Below are 18,304 nucleotides of genomic sequence, written 5' to 3' on the forward strand. Positions count from 1 at the left end.
TCCTCGGAAGTAATTAATATCATTATGACAGCCATTATCTTTTCAACCCAGCAGGAGGCACAATATTTTCTTAAACAGTATCATGCCGGACGTTTTGATGGCCTCACCGAGGGTCAATATGATCAGGACAACAACCTGATTGTGGCCATTACTGGGGTTGGAAAAATTAAGGCAACCTTAAGATCGGAACAGATTATTAAAAGTACCAAGCCGTCTAAAGTTCTTCATATTGGAACTGCTACCAAATACAATCCGCAATTTGAGAATAACGAATTTATTGCTTGTACCCAAGTCTTTGAAGGAGACCGAAGTGAGTTCACCATGCCCATTTATCCCCGACTTTCCTTAGAAACCCCGTTTAAGCACCTTAAAGAAGGCATTTTGGTAACCCAAGAACACGTTTCAAAAGATCCAAAAGATCGGGTGTACTGGCAAAAAATTGCCGACCTCAGCGATATGGAGTCCTATGCCATTGTATTTGTTGCCGCCTCTAATGGTGTGCCGTGTTATGTAACAAAAGTGGCTATCGGTGAATCCAAAAATGTGCCCATTAAAACTGTCCTTCAGAAGGGTTATCAACAAATAAGCACATTTTTGTTAGATGCTTTGGCACAGAAGATGATCTGAGCAGGTGTTGGCCAAAACGTTAGGTTTTTCGGAATCATTGTGATATAAAAGTCTCAATTTCTCCTTTCCCACAACTCGCACTCCCATTCTGTCGGAAATCCCTCAGAAGGACCTCCATCATATTCATAATATACAGGAGGTCTTTCCCGCCTAAGTCGTAGCTGGTCCTCAAAAATATCTTGAACGCCCACGGGAACCATTAAGCCTTTTCGGGTAGCCTCGCGCCGCCGCCAAGCTGGATCGTAATGGATCGGTAACATCTTTTCCGGGAAGTACAAGCGAAAAACCGATGTAAGAAACCAAGCCAGTATAATGAAAAATACTGGGGCAAACATCAGGATAAACAAAAATACAAAAGTTGCCATTCCACAAATAAAATACGGTGATACAGTTTAACACCATATCACCGCGTAATCAAGCCCCCATATAACAAAAATTCTTTATTGTTTGGCAGTTGTATCTACGGGGGCCGCCCCCAAGCGTTGATAATCTGCGGGGGTCAAAGGCACTTTTTTTGCGCCTTCCAAAATTTCTTTTTCGCGCGCTTTTAATTCTTTCCAATGTTCAGCATCTTCCATCTTGGTGGTCCCAAACCGGTCTCCGAATGCTTTCCGGGTGGTTGTGTCTAACATGGTAAATACCATAAAAATGATCACAAACAGCACCATGCCAACCGCAATAACGCCATTTATGGGTTTGTCGTACTTAATGCCCATAAAGTACATAACTACCAGACTGGCCTTTCCCGTAGCCAGTAGAATAGCGAGTGGAATACCAAGGAATCCTAATGAGGGTACTGCATGCAAAAACATGGAAGTCCCAACAGTAATTAGTGTGAGAACTAAAAGCGCAAGAAAGGTGTTTCTTAAAACGCTTTGCGGAATAATGTGGTGTCCGCCGCCTTCGTGGCTATGTCCGTGTGCCATACTAAAGGAATTATTGGAGTGTTTAAAATCTGTTTTCGTAACGCCTTAAAAATCAGGATGTTAAATAAAGCAATGGGAACAGGAAAATCCAAATGATGTCCACCAAATGCCAGTACAAACCTGATACTTCAACATAGTTATAATAATCAGAAGACCAGCGACCTTCTTTGCCTTTCCAAGCAACCCACAGCAACAGGAACATTCCAATTAGAACGTGTAGGCCATGAATACCCGTTGCCACAAAATATAGCTTCATAAAAATAGAAGCATAAGCGACATTTGCCAGATGCTCATAATGATGTCCATGTGGTTCCCAGAGCCAAAAGAAAATACCACCATCATACTTTTCTTTGTACTCCAAGGTTTTCACAAGCATAAAGACCGAACCCAGAGCAACTGTTGTAAACAGGTAGTTTACCATTTTGTCCACCTGATTATTCTGAATGCTATTGATCGCCATCACCATCGTATAAGACGAGGTGAGCAGTACACAGGTGTTCACAAACCCATATACAATGTTAAGCGTGGAAAAAGTCTCGTGAAACGATTCAGGATACCAGTTCCGGAAAACCGCGTATGCCACAAAGATTCCACTGAACAATAGCACTTCGGTCACCAAAAAGAGCCAAATACCCATCTTGGCAGAGTCGAACTGCTGGTCTGCACTCACGAAATGGTGTTGCAGATATTCCGGATGATCATGATCGTGGTCGTGATGACCGGTATCAATTGCGGTTGCTGTGCTGCTCATAAAACTTGTTGGTCGGAAAATCTTTCAAAATTACAAATTGGTTTGGTCGCCTTTTTAAGAACGACTGGGGCTTACAACGGGCGTTCTGGAAGCGCCATCCCCCATTCCATCCCCCAGGAGATCATCATAGGCCGCATCATAGTCATACGGATTACGTGTAACCAAGGGTACTCGCTTAAAGTTATGGGCATCCGGAGGGGAAGTTGTGAGCCACTCGAGGGTAGTCCCCCCCCATGGATCTGCGCCTACTTGCTCTCCTTTAATCAACGAGTGGATAAAGCAAATAAACGCGATTAACAAGCCAAGGCCCAAAATCCAAGATCCATACGTTGAAAAGGCATGCAAACTAGCATACTCTGGAACATAGTCGTAATAACGACGGGGCATCCCTTGGCTACCCAAAATAAACTGAGTAAAGAACGTAACATTGAACCCGATAAAAATTAGACCCGCAGCCCATTTTGCCAGAGATTCATTGTACATTTTTCCCGTCATCTTGGGCCACCAATAATGTAGGCCACCAAGGAAAGCAATAACGGTACCGCCCATCATCACATAATGAAAATGCGCTACCACATAATAGGTGTCATGAAGGTGAACATCCACATTTAGAGAACCGAGCATAATACCCGTCAATCCACCGATGGTGAATAAAAACAAAAACATCTGGGCATAGATCATTGGTGCGCGTAGCGAGATAGAACCTTTATACATCGTCCCCACCCAACTGATCACCTTGATCCCTGTTGGCACACCCACCAGATATGTAATCGCGGAGAAGATAATAGCGGCTACTTCAGATTGACCCGCTACGAACATGTGATGGCCCCAAACCAAGAAACTTACCAAAGCAATGGCCATAGAAGAAAGAGCAATGGCTTTATAACCAAATATCTTTTGTCGAGAAAAAGTGGCCATCAATTCCGAAATAACACCCATCGCAGGCAAAATCATGATATAAACCGCAGGATGGGAATAGAACCAGAAAAAGTGTTGATATAGAACGGGATCTCCTCCCAGCTTGGGGTCGAAGATGCCAATTCCAATCACTTTTTCCATCATCAACAACAACATTGTAATCCCAATTACGGGAGTAGCCAATACCTGAATAATGGCCGTAGCATAAATGCCCCAGAGGAAGAGTGGGAGCCGCGTCCATGTCATACCAGGCGCACGCATCTTGTGGATTGTCACCACAAAATTTAAACCCGTAAGAATGGACGAGAAACCAGCAACAAAGACCGCTAACGTCATCCAAACCACCGTTGTAGTAGTGGTGGAATAAGGTGCATAAAATGTCCAGCCCGTGTCAACCGATCCTGAAAGCATACCGATGATCCCTAAAATACCCCCAGCCCAGTAAATATAGAAACTGGCAAGGTTGAGTCTTGGGAAGGCTACATCTTTCGCCCCAATCATGATCGGCAATAAAAAGTTTCCTAATGATGCCGGAATAGAGGGAATGATGAATAGAAATACCATTACAATCCCGTGCGCACTAAACACCCGGTTGTACATGGCTGCATCCATTATGGTTCGTCCTGGCGTAAGCAGTTCTAAGCGAACAAATACTGCCAACAGACCTCCTACGGCAAAAAAGAGTACCACCGAAATGAGATACATGATCCCAATCCGCTTATGGTCAACTGTTGTTAACCAACTCTTGATTCCCTTTTCAGCATTCAGGTAGTGGTGTTCGATTGCGGGCATTGTTTGACCCGGCTCAATCATGGTGACGCTCATGTTTCTCCTAATTTCAATAAAGGGATTACTTCAAGGTTTTCATGTATTCGATAATGGCCTTTATTTCGCCATCTTTAATCAGACCCGTAAAATTGGTCATCGCATTTGGAAAGCCATTCGCTACTTTAGCACCCGGATTCAAAATGGATTCACGGATATAGTTTTCGTCAGCCGGAACAGAACCGCCCGGGCTTACACTCCGATTACTCCCCCAAAGCCCTTTCCAAGTGGGGCCAATTCCCGGCGTACCATCCGCAGAGTGGCAAGACTGACATTTACTTTCAAATACTTTTTTTCCTCCTTCTGCCGACTCATCTACTTTGGTCAACTCTTCTAACCATGTTTCAAAGTCATTGTATGCCATCACCTGAACGTTCCGATCCATTCCAGAGTGTGACGTTCCACAATACTCGGTACAGTGCAGAATATGTTTGCGGTCTAAGCTAGAGACCGTTAAAGTTGAATCATTGGGCCGACTATACTTCAGAGTGGGCTTAGGTGCATTAAACCACACATATGTAAAACGGTTAGGGATCACATCTTGCTTCACCCGAAAGTCAGGGATATAAAAACTATGTAACACGTCATTACTGGTCATCACCATCCGGACGGGTTGATTGGCAGGAACCACAAGGCTATCAGATGTACCGCCATTGGGATAGGTAAAGGTCCATCCCCATTGAAATGCCGTGGCCTGAATTTCGTACACGTTTTTAGGGGTTACACGATGTCCCATATAATCTCTTGCCCCCAAAACAAATACCACCATCACAAGCAATGTAGGAAATATTACCCAAAACATTTCAAAAGCAATGCTGTCCTTTACCTTCTCAGTCCGATCGGAATCCGATTTACGCTGATATTTGTAGATAAAATAGCCCATTGCCGCGACTACCCCGATGAAGAATAGGTAGTTCCAGTAATTGATAAAGTTGAACACCCAGTCGGTTCCTTCAGCCAGTGTTGATGAAGCACGTGGTGTCCACCCTTGAATATGTCCCCCTTGTGGAGCCACCATCACATAGATCATGTAGATGATCGCCAGAATCCCGGCAGCCAGGACTCCTATCATTGTGCGGTTATTGTTGTGTTTCGGCGTCATTCGACTATTCAGGTTAATTCAATTATTTTGTCAGATTTTATCGGATCGAACAAAATCTTCTGGTTGAACAGACTTTGTTCTGGTTTCGCTTTTCCAGTACCATACCAAGCCAACTGCAACCAAAGACAGTACGATTCCCATGCCAATTTGCATGAGGCGATACGCATTTAACACATACGATTTTTCTTGTGGATCATAGTGGTAACACCACAAGAATACTTTATCAATCGTAGTTCCCACTTTTCCGTCGGCTGCTTCCATTAGGCCATTGCGTAGGTCTTTACCACTATAGCGAATGCCATAAAGATAACGGCTCACTTTTCCATTCCCACTTAGGAGCATAATGGCTGCGGAGTGCGAAAACTGCTTGGATGCTTCATCCCATTTGTACCGAAAGCCAACGGCGTCTGCTACTTTCCGGATTTCTGCTTCTTCACCAGTCAAAAAGTGCCACCCTTTTTCTGCCCCAGCTTTGTTTAATTTGGCCATATAACTTTTTTTCTGTCGTTTGGCCAATGCGGGAGTCTCTGTGGGCTGTATGCTGATCGAGACCACTTCATACTCATTGCCGGGGGTCCAAGGCATGCTTTTGGCCCCCGATACAATGCCATCTAATACATAATGGCATAATAGAGCGCAAGTATGGTACGCAAAATTTAAAAGAACAGGTTTGTCTCCTTTAAAATAGGATGACAACTGAACAACATTTCCTTCTTCGTCTCGAAACGTGGCATCGAGCGGGAGAAATCCCCCAAGTTTTTCCTCAATCCCGGTTTCTTTTTGTATTTGCGGCGCTTCGTTACGGACTTTATCTCCGAAAGTACGCGCACTCCCCAATGCTTGCGGCCAGACCCACTGCACCCCACCTAAAACCAAAAACAAACAGGCTAAAAGGTGTCTCATAAACATACACGGTCCGTTAAGGCGGCCAATCAATTTCCCACTTTGGGTGTTGCGGATCGGTTTTTGGCTTCTCTGAGTATCAGTTCCGCAGCCCGGTCAACTGGAATTTGATATTTCCCATTTACCGCATCTACTACTGCGTACTGCTTAAGCTTCTGCTCTACCCTTTCAAGTTGTTTGGCTTGTTCTGCATAAACATAGCCTGTAGAAAGTTTATCATTGGCTGCATTGCGCTCAAAATTGATGTATTGATACACCACCACCAAAATCAAAGCTACGGCAAATACAATCACACCTACAATTCGCCCGAGCCAACCTGTACTAATGCCCTCTTCCTGTACCTCGGTGTACTCTTCAAGACCTTCGTATTCAGGTTCTACAACCTGTAGATAACGTGGATAAGATTCTGACATACTTGTTGTTGTTTTACCCCAAAGTAAAAAGGGTTATTCCTTAAAAACTTTGATGGAAATGGAGCGATTTTTGGAAGTAAATATCGTTGTAAGGTACTAAACTGTGTTGCCGAATTTTGTAGAAAAAGAGTCCTACAAAAAGGAAGACAAAACCAAGCCAACAAGTCAGATCCAGAATGCTATAATGAGGACCTGTTTTGTAAAGTGCAGGCATAGCATTCCAATACAAATCCGCAAAATGAATCACCAAGAACCAAACAGCCATTGCTGCAAGTGCTTCTTTCCGGCGTTTAATGGCACGACCAATGAGCAATAAAAAAGGCATCACAAAATGACCAAACAACAAGAACCAACTCCAACCCAACCAGCCGCTTTCAAATCGGATCTTGTAGAAGATTGTTTCTTCAGGTAAATTTGCATACCAGTATAACAACGCCTGACTTACCCCGATGTATGCCCAAAAAACGGTGAAGGCAAACATTAATTTCCCCATATCGTGGAAATGTTCATCTGAAATCACATCTGCCAATTTTCCATTACGGACAAAATACAACGCAATGAGCAATAGTACAGCATGTGAGGTAACCCATCCACCGATAAAAAAGTTGATACCAAAAATGGTTGAGAACCAGTGTGGCTGTAAAGACATTAAAAAGTCGAAAGAAGCAAAAGCTACGCAGAGCGCCGCGATAGGAATGCCCCATGCAGAGGTGAGCCGACGAAGTTGGAAGTACTCTAAACGATTTTCCAACACTTCTCCCGTCCCAGCGATATGCAACTTAAGACCCAAACGAGTAAGCGGTCCTATATTGAGGTTGCTTGGATCTGGATTTTCATCTTCCTGGGTAGAAAGTTTGTGCAGCCGAAAAGCAAGCCAACTCCACACAAAGAAATAGATGACATATCGAATCGCAAAAAAAGTTGGGTTTAGATAGCCCGACTTTCCCTGTAAGATAAGGTCTTTGGCTACCACATCTTTATGTGCCCATTCAAAAAGTGGGTGATGGTCTGAAGTGAAAAGTAAAATCACCATCGGTAGTCCCGCTAAAGCAAGAACGGGAAAAGACCAAGCAATTGTTTCATGAAATCTACGAATGACAATATGCCAATGCGCTTTGGCGATGGTCATGATCATAACGAGAAACAATGCTCCAATGGTAATCCCCAGCGTAAAGAGAAATCCGACATGATATGATGCCCAAAAGCCATGCATATCGCCCGCGATAACCCCATAAATGCCGCTCACCAAAAGGAGACCAACACCTGCAATCATGGGCAATTGCCATGTTTTGTTCTCGGTAGTAAACTGATATTTCGTACTCATAGTTGGCAGTCTTTAAGGCAAACGGTTTATTTACTTACGAATTTTAGCTTTTTCTTCGGCAGGTACATCAGATTCATTCGCATACTGGCTACGTTGAAGTACCCGAACCCATGCCACAATCGCCCAACGATCGGTAGCGTTTGGAAGTTGGGCGGCATATCCAGGCATGTTGTTAATCCCATTAGAGATCACGTCATAGAGATAGCCGTCCCGCTCCTGACGCAATCGGTCTTGGTGTACCGACGCCGGAATGGTGTACCCATTGGAGCGTTGACCATATACCGCGATCACTCCTTTACCATCACCAATTTCCGAATGACAGGGCGCACAATAAATATGAAAACGCTCTTGTCCTCGTTTCAAAAGTGCGGCATCAATCGTCAAAGGGTTGTTCTGTACAAAACCGCCAGAAGCATCTTTTCCAGTCTTAACGGTACGATCGGCTTCGGTCGCCAGATGACTGCCCCGAGCGACAGTATTTTCAACGGGCATCCGCATAGAACGCCCATCTTTGAAAAGAGGGTTATCCGATTGCGCTTTGAACTTTTCCTGAAAATCCATGTTCAGGTTCAGATGAATCGGGGGTTGATCGCTTGTAGTACCTCTGCAACCAGCAAGTACCAGCATGGTCAGCCCTAAACCGATGGCAAAAATATTCCTCATTATGTTGTCTTACGAATACAGGTTTCTGGAAAGATGCTGTAGGTTCTGGTAGTAAACCAAATCATTCATACTCTGGCACGGCTTCTACCTGAACGGCGCCAATGCTTTTGAGGAATGATTCTGTTTTATGGTCATCATATTTATCATCGCCGGACTCAATGTAGATAAAGAATTTATCATCTGTCACCCGTGCAAATTCGGCCACATTAAATAGTGGATTGTATGGCTTCGGCAAGTTGTTTAAAGCCAGCATCGTACCAATGTTGGTGAAAACCGAAAACAACACCGTACATTCAAACATGACCGGAATCACTGGCCATACCGAAAAAAGTGGTTTGTTACTGATGCTGACGGGATAATCGTAGGAGTTCATCCACCACATCATTAGCAGAGCCAAGCATAATCCGGTTAGTCCTCCGACAAAAACAATGTATCCCAAAGGCGAAGGCTTAAGCCCCATTGCCTTGTCTAATCCGTGAATCGGAAAAGGCGTGTAACAATCCCATTTTTTGAACCCTGCTTCACGTACTTGCTTCGCGGCATCGGTTAATGTTTTGGGATTCGCAAACTCGGCAACGACTCCGGTAAAGCGAAGTGGCGGGGCGGTTTTAACTGCTGCTGCCATAAAAGTAATATGCTAAGCGGTTGTGTCTTGTGAACGATAAAATTTAGGAATGACTCGGTTTCACCGTTGGTGTCGGCTCATGAGAATGATGCCCATCTCCGGCATGGTCTTCATAAAAATGCGGATCTGATTGGGGTAGAATCATTTTCACCTCGGCTACAGCAATTACTGGCAGGTGACGCATAAAGATAAAGAACAGGAAGAAGAACAACCCAAAACTACCTATGAACGTGAGGATATCTATTATCGTCGGACTGTAATAATCCCACGAGGACGGCAGAAAATCACGGTGCAACGATGTAACCGTTATCACGAACCGCTCAAACCACATCCCTATATTGACGAAGATTGACAAGACAAAGGTGGCGGTCATGCTGGTTCGGAGTTTTTTAAACCAGAATAGCTGCGGAGTAACAACGTTGCAAGTAAACATCGTCCAATATGCCCACCAGTACTGGCCAAAAGCCCGGTTTACGAAGGCGTAAATTTCATATTGAACACCAGAATACCACGCCATAAAAAACTCCATCATGTATGCAAACCCTACCATGGAACCCGTCACCAAAATGATGATATTCATTTTTTCGATGTGGCGGATGGTAATGATGTTTTCTAGGTTATACAATTTTCGGAGCGGCACAAGCAATGTGGCTACCATGGCAAATCCGGAGAAAATGGCACCCGCAACAAAGTATGGCGGGAAGATCGTGGTATGCCATCCTGGAAGCTGTGATACAGCAAAGTCAAACGAAACTACCGAGTGTACCGACAGAACCAGCGGGGTGGATAGCGCTGCAAAAATAGTATAGGCTTTTTCGTAATGGAGCCAATTTTTCATGCTTCCAGACCAACCTAACGAAAGGAAGGCCATGGTTTTTTGGCGCAAACTGCCCAATTTTGCACGGTCCCTTAAGGTGGCAATATCTGGGATAAGACCTGTGTACCAGAAAATAAGGGAAGTAGTGAAGTATGTACCTACGGCAAATACGTCCCAGAGCAATGGACTTCTAAAGTTAGGCCACATCCCCATCTGCCCTGGAATAGGGAACAGATAATACGCCATCCATTGCCGACCAATGTGGAAGGCCGGAAAGATGAGGGCGCAGATAACGGCGAAAATGGTCATGGCCTCGGCTGAACGGTTGATAGCCGTCCGCCATTCCTGACGAAACAGGAAAAGTACCGCAGAGATCAAGGTTCCCGCATGACCAATACCGACCCAGAACACAAAGTTTACGATGTCCCAAGCCCAACCGACCGGATTGTTGTTCCCCCAAACCCCAATCCCATTCCAAAACAGGTATAGGAAGCAGGTCACTAACATGATGGTCAACATGGCAGCGATTGAAAATCCAGCCCACCAATAGGGTTTGGCTTTCCGTTCGTTATGGACCGACACCCACTCCGTAATGTCGTGGAAAGACGGGTTTCCATCAACCAATGGTGGATCGTAGGACGTATGTGTTGCAAGATTGCTCATGCGCGTTTTGGGTATGCTGTGTTTACGGTTGGAGGCTTTCTAAATTTTTAGGCGTGCTCGGTATGCTCTTCATGATGGTGTACCCCATCACGATATTCAGGACCTTTCAACGCCGTATTGGGGTTGGTAATACGGGCGAAATAGGAAACACGTGGGCGGTTGGCCAAATCAGCAAGTACCTCATAATTACGGTCATGCTTTTTCATCTTGGCAACGGCACTGTTTTTATCGCGAATATTACCGAACGTAATCGCTTGCGAAGGACACACTTGTTGACAGGCAGTGAGAAAATCCCCTTCTTTAAGGTTTTTTTGCTCTCGACGGGCATCAAGTCCGGCTTCACGAATGCGTTGTACACAGAAGGTACATTTTTCCATTACCCCACGGAAACGAACAGTAACATTGGGGTTATTGGTCATTTGCACGGTTGCAGGAAGGTCTTTTGTCCAGTTCAAGAAATTATACCGACGTACTTTATACGGGCAGTTATTCGCACAATAACGGGTTCCAACGCAACGGTTATAGGTCATCTCATTCAACCCGTCTGGTGAATGAGAGGTCGCATTGATGGGGCAAACCTGTTCACAAGGTGCATTTTCGCAATGATGACAAAGCATCGGCTGAATCACCATGCCAGGGTCTTCTTGCTCTCCATAAAAATATCGGTCGAGACGCATCCAGTACATATCCCGCCCCATAGATACCTGTTCTTTGCCCACAACTGGAATATTATTTTCGCTCTGACATGCCGTTATACAGGCAGAGCACCCCGTACACGTATTTAGGTCTATGACCATTCCCCACTGGTACTGATACCAAGGACTGGTTGAAACATGTTCTTGAATATCGGCACGTTCATCTTCCCACAAAGAAGGATACTGACTCCAGTTCACTTCTTTTCCATCCACTTTATGCTCATAATCTTTGGCAAACCGAGGCTTCTTTTTATACTCTTCCAGCGACTGCATCCGCACAATACGGCGATTTTGTTGGTGCTGAACGGCTCCTTGAGATTCCCAATCTTCCGGCAAGGCCCCATGATCTTGGGTGGTTACAATCTGATAGGTTTCTCCAGTTTTGGCCACTTCGGCATGTAAGCCAATTTGCATGGCTTGAGAGGTGCGTAATTTCTCTACCGATACCCCAATGCCATTACAAACAGGTCCATTTTGATAGATTCCTACTTCTTTAGAGAAGAAATCATGCGACCACATCTCGTTATCTGATTTTATTTGCCTGCCATAGCCTAACGAGACCGAAATAGAGTTATCCACAAATCCCGGCACCATCCAGACCGGAATGCTGATGCTCCGATCGTTCACTTTCAAGCTAATGGTATCCACATAGTGGTTTCCGGATTTGTTTACAACACTCAAGCCAAGCCGTTGAGCTGTAGAAGGACTCATCACAGCAACGTTGTCCCAAACAATTTTGGTAATATGTTCAGGCAATTCCTGCATCCAAGCATTATTGGAAAAGGCTCCGTCATATAATCCCAAATGAGGTTTAAATACCACCTCAATTGTATTTTTATCAACTGTATTGATCGTATTTAAGGCTTCCGCAGGAATATTAGCAACTCCAACGGTACTCGCTACAAAGCCAGTTCCTTCTACAAAGCCATCATGTAACGTTTTTTCCCAGTTAACGGTGCTATTGGCTGCTTTAACAAGATCGAATCCGCTTTTCTGCGTACCTGTTGACATCCAGTTGACCAACTCAATATCGGATTTGCTATCCCAAAGCGGTGCAATAAGGGGTTGGATAATAGAACGAACGCCTGTGTAAGAAAGGCCATCTCCCCATGCTTCCAAATAATAAGACAAAGGTAAATGCCAAGTGGCAGCCTGACCACTCTCATCCATAAGATGACCCGCATGAACCGAAACGGGGACTTTTTTCAAGGCTGCTGTAAAATCTAAATCGGACGGTGCATTATAAACAGGATTTACACCCAACATTAATAATACATCCACTTGGCCTGCTTTCATTGCTGCCGTCAAGGCCCCTAACTGATTCATTTGAGGAACCAAGGTACTGCCAGCCGGATGGTCATAAAGCGTAACCGTAGTACCAAAAGCACCCAATGTACTATTTATGGCAGCGGCCAAAGCATGAACAACGGGCGGTTGATTGGCTCCGGCCACAACCACGGCCTTGCCCGCATTTCGGCGAAGGTCAGAAGCGATTTCCTTTACCCACTGATGATTCGCAAATGCGGTAGCCTTCGGTGCAGCCGCCACAACTCCTGTAGCCGCTGCAAGTGCAGCCGCAAAAGCAGGGACTTCCGACGAACGTAGTTTAAGGCGGTTATCCGCCATACCTCCCGTTGTGGTGTAAGCACTTTCCACAACATAGAGCCGGCTCATCTCATCATTAGGCGACATCACGCGACGCCCTGCGGCAAATTCGCGTGCATTATGAACCATGTTTTTGTCTGTAGCAGCAAGGAAGTCAGCATCCAAGCTTACAATCACCTTGGCCTGTGAAAACTGATATACTGGCCGTAAAGCACGTCCAAACGCCATTTGATAACCCAAGGCCTCCACATCATCACCCGCCGCATCATAGGTATAAGACGTCCAACCATTGTTCCGTGCAGTAGCGAGCAGGGCAGCCAAGGTGGGGGAAGCAAGACTGGGCGCGAGTACGGCTACCCGCTTTCCGGCAAGGTCAGATACAACTTCTTGTTGGAATTTATTCCAATTAGAAGATTGGCCTTTGAACTTCGGCAATCGAATCCGTTCAGGGTCAAACATATTGAGGATAGAAGCCTGTTCAAATGGACTTGTTGCTCCCACCCCTTTGCTCTGGGGATGATCCGGATTGCCTTCCACTTTCGTGGGCCGCCCTTCATGGCTCTCGACCAAGACAGGACGTACATGGTCTCCAAAAGGCATGGCCGTTGCATACATTAATGGACGCCCCGGTATGATTTGTTCGGGTTGTCTCGTATAGGGCAATACCTTTTCAAACGGTTTACGGCAAGCAGCCAAACCCATCATCGCAGCCGAAGCCCCCATTAATTGGAGGAAGCGCCGACGCGAGCCGGGAACCATATCCGCTGTATCCAATGCACCTGCTTTGAATTCGCTTTTTACGAATTCTTTGTATTGCGGCGAGCTTTCCAAGTGCTCCATGCTCCGCCAAAAAGTTCTTTTCGGCTTTTCGACAGACAAGTCGGGATTGGATACCTCGTCCTTTTCAGACGAATCCAGAATATCTAATTCAAGAAACATGATTTATTTGGGCGATGTTCAAAAGACTGAACGATATTTCCAAGAATACCAGACGAACCAACGAAATTAATAATGGCAGGCCGAGCAATTGGTAGGCGGTACAATACCCTTTTTCTTAATCACTTCCAAGTTCTTTGCCTCCTGATCGGCAGGGCGGCTTTGGTCATAACCCATTTTGGTGATTAATTCAGCAGGGCGAAGGAATTTTTCTGGGGTAGCATGACACTCAAGACACCAACTCATAGAAAGAGGCTGTACTTGGCTAACCACCTCCATCTCATCTACACGGCCATGGCACGTCTCGCAACCAACTGCCAATCCACCTTTTGAGCCTGCATTCACGTGTACCGAGTGGTTAAAGTGGGCGTATTCCGGCAACATGTGTACCTTTACCCATTCGATTGGCTTGCCACTTGCCCAACTTTCACGAACAGGAAGCAACTTCACAGACTCCGGCTTGATCTGGTTATGGCAATTCATGCAGGTTTGGGTAGCAGGTAAGTTGGCAATGGCGCCATTTTCTACATTGCTGTGGCAATAACGACAATCCATCCCCAGTTCGCCAGCATGAAACTGATGACTATAAGGTACGGGCTGCTTCGGCGCATATCCTACATCGGTATATTTTGGAGAGAAATAATACGAAATAAACCAAATTGTAAACAGTAAGAAACCGAGTCCACCAACGAGGGCGATCAATGGAAGCCGATTAGACGCCTTGCTGAAAACTTGTGCCATATACCTTTTGGGGGTTAAAGAAAAAAGCAAATTGTGGCCTTGACCACACAATTTTTACCGAAGCATGGCCAATGTACAACCATAGTTGCATGTCGAGATTGAAAACCGATTGAAATAAAAGTCAGAATTCAGTCAAGTTTTAGATTCAATCTAAATTACAACAAGGTCGTATTGTGACAAACAGAACAACGAATCAAATGTGGCAGGTGGGGTTAAGATACGTGTTTTTTAGGGCAATACAAACGATGCTTCACGACAAAATTAAAAACAAACTTTTTGGGAACCAAAGACGGAACTGCTTATTCGCTTTGATCTAAGCGTATCTTAAAGGTCTATCTTTTTCATTAACAGTAGTTTTTATGCCATCATTTAGATCAACGAGTGCGAGTAATTCCATCACCTTTCGGCTTCGTTTAGACAATATCCCGGGCACACTTGCCAAGGCCATGTCTGCCATTGGAGAAGCTGGCGGCAACATCGGCGCTATTGATATCGTCCGGGTTGAGCAAAACAAACTGATACGCGACATCACCGTAAATACTGGTGGCGACGATCACATCGAAGAAATAACCCATGTGCTCAACGGAATTGAGGGGGTAGATGTGCTTCATTGGTCGGATCAAACCTTCATAATGCATTTGGGTGGAAAGTTAGACATCCGGAGCAAAGTGCCACTTAAATCCCGCGACCAACTTGCGATGGCCTATACCCCTGGTGTAGCCCGTGTTTGCATGGCCATCCATCATGCACCAGAAAAGGTGTATAAGCTGACCATCAAAGGCAATACGGTGGCCGTAGTTTCCGACGGAACGGCGGTATTGGGTCTTGGTGACATTGGCCCAGAGGCAGCGATGCCCGTGATGGAAGGAAAAGCACAGCTTTTCAAGGAATTTGCAGGCGTCAATGCGTTTCCAATTTGTCTGGCCACCAAAGACGTAGATGAAATTGTGGAAACCGTAAAACGTTTGGCCCCTACATTTGGTGGTATCAATCTGGAGGACATTTCGGCACCTCGGTGTTTTGAAATTGAGCGCCGTTTAAAAGAAGAACTGGACATTCCCGTTTTTCATGATGACCAGCACGGGACAGCGGTTGTTATGGCAGCAGGTATTATCAACGCCTTAAAGATTGTCAAGAAAAAACCCCAAGACCTAAAAGTGGTGATGCTCGGAATTGGGGCAGCCGGAACGGCCTGTACCAATATGCTCATCGAAATGGGGGTAACCAATATTATTGGCGCTGATAGAAGCGGCGCGATTCATAGAGGGCGCACCGACCTGACAAAAGAAAAAATGGATTATGCGCAACGTACAAATCCTCATTTGCTTTCCGGCAGCATCCACGAAATCTTACAAGATGCCGACGTCTTTATCGGACTTTCTGCCCCGAACCAAATCACGGTAGAGGATTTAAAAAAGATGGCGCCGGATCCCATTGTATTTGCGATGGCGAACCCAGATCCAGAAATCAAGCCCGAATTGGCCTACCCTCATGTGGCTGTTATGGCAACGGGCAGGAGCGATTACCCGAACCAAATTAACAATGTGTTATGTTTTCCAGGGTTATTTAAAGGAGTCCTCGAATGCCGTGCAAAAGACATTAATATGGAGATGAAAATGGCTGCTGCTTATGCCATCGCAGCCTCCATTTCTGATGAAGAACTCTACCCCTCGTATATCATACCGAGTGTATTCGACAAGCGGGTTGCGACAAAAGTAGCGGAAGCGGTTAAGAATGCGGCCTATGTGTCTGGAGCTGCACGTAGAAATAAGAACTAACTTGTTTTTTGACAAGGATAAAACACCTCTCTTGCTTTCAAGGGAGGTGTTGTTGATATTTCAGATACCCCTCCGCTTAACCGGAAAAGTGTCGAATTTTTCTGGAGAGGTACAAAGGACATTTCTTGCGGCATTGAGACTTTTTTAGACCCGCCTTTATTGCAATAGCCTTAAATATCCTGTATTTTGACACTGCACTTCAACCGAAGTTCAACTCCACCACCAACACCAGCTACCTTCCATATTTTATCCTCATTTTTATGAAGTTGAACTGTGTTCCTCGCGCAGGTTTCTGCTACCTGCTATTATTCCTCCTCCCCGGTATTGTGTTTGCACAAGCCAAAAGTCTTGGTACGCCTCCGAGCGATGCAGATCGGCAATTATTGGATCAATTGGTTGCACGTTATTACGAAAAACAACGCATTCTAACTGAGAAACAATTACTCTTGGCAACCATTCAACCTCAAATTGCCCGCCTCGAAACAATCCAAAGCATTGCCGCTTTGGGTGCTGGCCCACGAACGACTGTAAGCAAAATTCGCCAAGCATTTCCAGACGAGTTTGTGTCTATGGCTACCGAGGTTGCCTATGCGCTTTCGCTACGCCGGACAGTACTCGCGCCAGAGGTGTTTAGGTCCACGCTTCGGCAAGCCGGATTTTCGGCTAATGAAACCGAAGCCGCTATCAAAAATCATGCTGGACTTCCGGAAAAATTGACTTCCCAAAAGCAATTAGAAGAGATTGAAGTCCGACAATTATCCCAAGCCATTGCTGAAATCCGGGCACAGGTGGGTATGATAGCTCCCAAAGTAGGGCTTAAACCCGACGTTTTGCTGGGTTCAGGGAATTAAATTAGGCGGTGCGTTGCCGTCCAATTCTTTTATCCAACTCATTGGCCATATCGGGTAATTCATCCGGTATGGCTTTGATCGGGGAGTCTGGGAATTGATTTTCGATGGCACTAATACGTTCTTCCAACGGTTTACTCACTTCCAGCATGGTTTCCCGAATCATTTCTTGTAACTCCGAACGCGAAAGCGTTTTGTCATCTTGTTGTCCGTTTCGTTCAAATTCCATTTGAAAAAAAGGCAGTTTAATGTTTTTAGGCTGCGCCTGTGGGGATTGTAAACGCATCCGCTCTTTGGTTTCCATGGTAAATTTTTCATGCTGGAGCGCCATTTTCACAATGGAAACAACTGCGGCAGCAATAATGGTGGTAATGACGATGTAGATCATTTCTTTAAGACTTATAAAGTTCGGGGAACAATCGGATAATGTTACACATAGGAGATATTCAACTCCATTTGTAGAAAGACCATATCATACGTTGTGTGTTTACCAAGGTTTCAGAAAGATTGCGATTCAATATTCAACAGTAAGTCAAAACCAATGATGATATCATCTGTGGTACGCACCAATCCCCCAACAGAGACCGGAGGTATTACCCCAAAAGCGGTCATTTTAAGGGGTTGCTGCCCTTTTACCCTGAGCTTCCCTGATGACTTTTGTTGTACCGTAATAGGTATCCGATACCCCTTAGTATGACCATTAAGAGATACTTGGGCATAAAACCGACTGCCTCCGGAGGAATTTTTACCAAAGGTTATGGCCTCCACTTCACGAACATCTATTTCGATATTGGGGAATCGGTTTGCCTGAAGGGCGTCATACATCACACCGTTGAAAAGTCGGTTTCCGCAATCAAGTGTTCGGATGCGAATGGGTATTTGGACATGGGTTACTTTATAGCTCCCCTCCTTTGTCCAAGAAAAAGATTTTTTCGGAATCATCAGCGATGCGTTGCACCTAAAATCAGCAAGAGTGGTTTTACCCTTTATTTCTACGATGCTCCCTTGCAAAACCGCCCATTTCCCCATTTTATGATCCGAAAGCGCCTGGCCCAACGCAGGCTGGATCCCAAAACACAAAATCAATAGAATAAAATACCCCATATGCGAATACCCAAACTTAAAAGAGGCGCCAAACGAACTG

18 protein-coding genes are annotated in these 18,304 nt (G+C 45.2%); 3 read left to right on the plus strand and 15 right to left on the minus strand.

The annotated features are described in order from the left end of the window. Positions 1 to 24 precede the first annotated feature (24 nt). Positions 25 to 627, plus strand: a complete 603-nt coding sequence (locus JNN12_16955; GenBank protein MBL7980030.1) for a hypothetical protein — start codon at positions 25 to 27, stop codon at positions 625 to 627. 53 nt (positions 628 to 680) lie between these two features. On the opposite strand, the gene JNN12_16960 is transcribed toward JNN12_16955, so the two are convergent. From JNN12_16960 to JNN12_17020, 13 genes are all read right to left on the minus strand, one after another. After that, positions 681 to 887 carry a hypothetical protein gene (locus tag JNN12_16960; GenBank protein MBL7980031.1) on the minus strand — a complete coding sequence of 69 codons (207 nt, stop codon included), beginning with the start codon at positions 885 to 887 and terminating at the stop codon, positions 681 to 683. A 180-nt stretch (positions 888 to 1,067) separates the two neighbouring features. Then, complete coding sequence (locus JNN12_16965) at positions 1,068 to 1,553, minus strand: cytochrome C oxidase subunit IV family protein (protein ID MBL7980032.1); 486 nt, start codon at positions 1,551 to 1,553, stop codon at positions 1,068 to 1,070. A gap of 52 nt (positions 1,554 to 1,605) precedes the next feature. Then, on the minus strand, positions 1,606 to 2,304 hold the full coding sequence (locus JNN12_16970) for a cytochrome c oxidase subunit 3 family protein (protein MBL7980033.1): 699 nt from the start codon (positions 2,302 to 2,304) through the stop codon (positions 1,606 to 1,608). 54 nt (positions 2,305 to 2,358) lie between these two features. Beyond that, entirely contained in the window at positions 2,359 to 4,035 is a 1,677-nt protein-coding gene (gene ctaD, locus JNN12_16975; GenBank protein ID MBL7980034.1) for a cytochrome c oxidase subunit I, read from the minus strand. A 37-nt stretch (positions 4,036 to 4,072) separates the two neighbouring features. Beyond that, on the minus strand, positions 4,073 to 5,149 hold the full coding sequence (locus JNN12_16980) for a c-type cytochrome (protein MBL7980035.1): 1,077 nt from the start codon (positions 5,147 to 5,149) through the stop codon (positions 4,073 to 4,075). A gap of 30 nt (positions 5,150 to 5,179) precedes the next feature. After that, on the minus strand, positions 5,180 to 6,052 hold the full coding sequence (locus JNN12_16985) for an SCO family protein (protein MBL7980036.1): 873 nt from the start codon (positions 6,050 to 6,052) through the stop codon (positions 5,180 to 5,182). Between the two features lie 29 nt (positions 6,053 to 6,081). Then, positions 6,082 to 6,465 carry a hypothetical protein gene (locus JNN12_16990; protein MBL7980037.1) on the minus strand — a complete coding sequence of 128 codons (384 nt, stop codon included), beginning with the start codon at positions 6,463 to 6,465 and terminating at the stop codon, positions 6,082 to 6,084. 40 nt (positions 6,466 to 6,505) lie between these two features. Then, positions 6,506 to 7,789 (minus strand): hypothetical protein, encoded by a 1,284-nt coding sequence (locus JNN12_16995; protein MBL7980038.1) that lies wholly within the window; start codon positions 7,787 to 7,789, stop codon positions 6,506 to 6,508. 30 nt (positions 7,790 to 7,819) lie between these two features. Continuing rightward, a complete protein-coding gene (locus JNN12_17000) occupies positions 7,820 to 8,452 on the minus strand; it encodes a cytochrome c (protein MBL7980039.1) in 633 nt (210 codons plus the stop codon). Between the two features lie 61 nt (positions 8,453 to 8,513). Beyond that, positions 8,514 to 9,077 carry a DUF3341 domain-containing protein gene (locus tag JNN12_17005; GenBank protein MBL7980040.1) on the minus strand — a complete coding sequence of 188 codons (564 nt, stop codon included), beginning with the start codon at positions 9,075 to 9,077 and terminating at the stop codon, positions 8,514 to 8,516. A 43-nt stretch (positions 9,078 to 9,120) separates the two neighbouring features. Further along, positions 9,121 to 10,557, minus strand: coding sequence for a polysulfide reductase NrfD (gene nrfD, locus JNN12_17010; protein MBL7980041.1), 1,437 nt, complete (start codon positions 10,555 to 10,557; stop codon positions 9,121 to 9,123). A 47-nt stretch (positions 10,558 to 10,604) separates the two neighbouring features. Next, the gene (locus tag JNN12_17015) at positions 10,605 to 13,796 is read right to left on the minus strand and encodes a TAT-variant-translocated molybdopterin oxidoreductase (GenBank protein ID MBL7980042.1); all 3,192 of its coding nucleotides are present in this window, start codon (positions 13,794 to 13,796) and stop codon (positions 10,605 to 10,607) included. A 66-nt stretch (positions 13,797 to 13,862) separates the two neighbouring features. After that, positions 13,863 to 14,534 carry a cytochrome c3 family protein gene (locus tag JNN12_17020; protein MBL7980043.1) on the minus strand — a complete coding sequence of 224 codons (672 nt, stop codon included), beginning with the start codon at positions 14,532 to 14,534 and terminating at the stop codon, positions 13,863 to 13,865. A gap of 359 nt (positions 14,535 to 14,893) precedes the next feature. Here JNN12_17020 and JNN12_17025 point away from each other — a divergent pair, with 359 nt between their 5' ends. After that, the gene (locus tag JNN12_17025; GenBank protein ID MBL7980044.1) at positions 14,894 to 16,312 is read left to right on the plus strand and encodes an NAD-dependent malic enzyme; all 1,419 of its coding nucleotides are present in this window, start codon (positions 14,894 to 14,896) and stop codon (positions 16,310 to 16,312) included. Positions 16,313 to 16,572: 260 nt separating this feature from the next. Continuing rightward, a complete protein-coding gene (locus JNN12_17030; protein MBL7980045.1) occupies positions 16,573 to 17,163 on the plus strand; it encodes a hypothetical protein in 591 nt (196 codons plus the stop codon). Between the two features lies 1 nt (position 17,164). Here the strand turns inward: JNN12_17030 and JNN12_17035 are convergent, their stop codons facing one another. Both JNN12_17035 and JNN12_17040 read right to left on the minus strand, forming a co-directional pair. Then, positions 17,165 to 17,548 carry a hypothetical protein gene (locus JNN12_17035; GenBank protein ID MBL7980046.1) on the minus strand — a complete coding sequence of 128 codons (384 nt, stop codon included), beginning with the start codon at positions 17,546 to 17,548 and terminating at the stop codon, positions 17,165 to 17,167. Positions 17,549 to 17,658: 110 nt separating this feature from the next. Then, complete coding sequence (locus JNN12_17040; GenBank protein ID MBL7980047.1) at positions 17,659 to 18,264, minus strand: YceI family protein; 606 nt, start codon at positions 18,262 to 18,264, stop codon at positions 17,659 to 17,661. Positions 18,265 to 18,304: the final 40 nt, after the last annotated feature.

Source organism: Bacteroidetes Order II. bacterium (assembly GCA_016788705.1).
GTDB lineage: Bacteria > Bacteroidota > Rhodothermia > Rhodothermales > UBA2364 > UBA2364.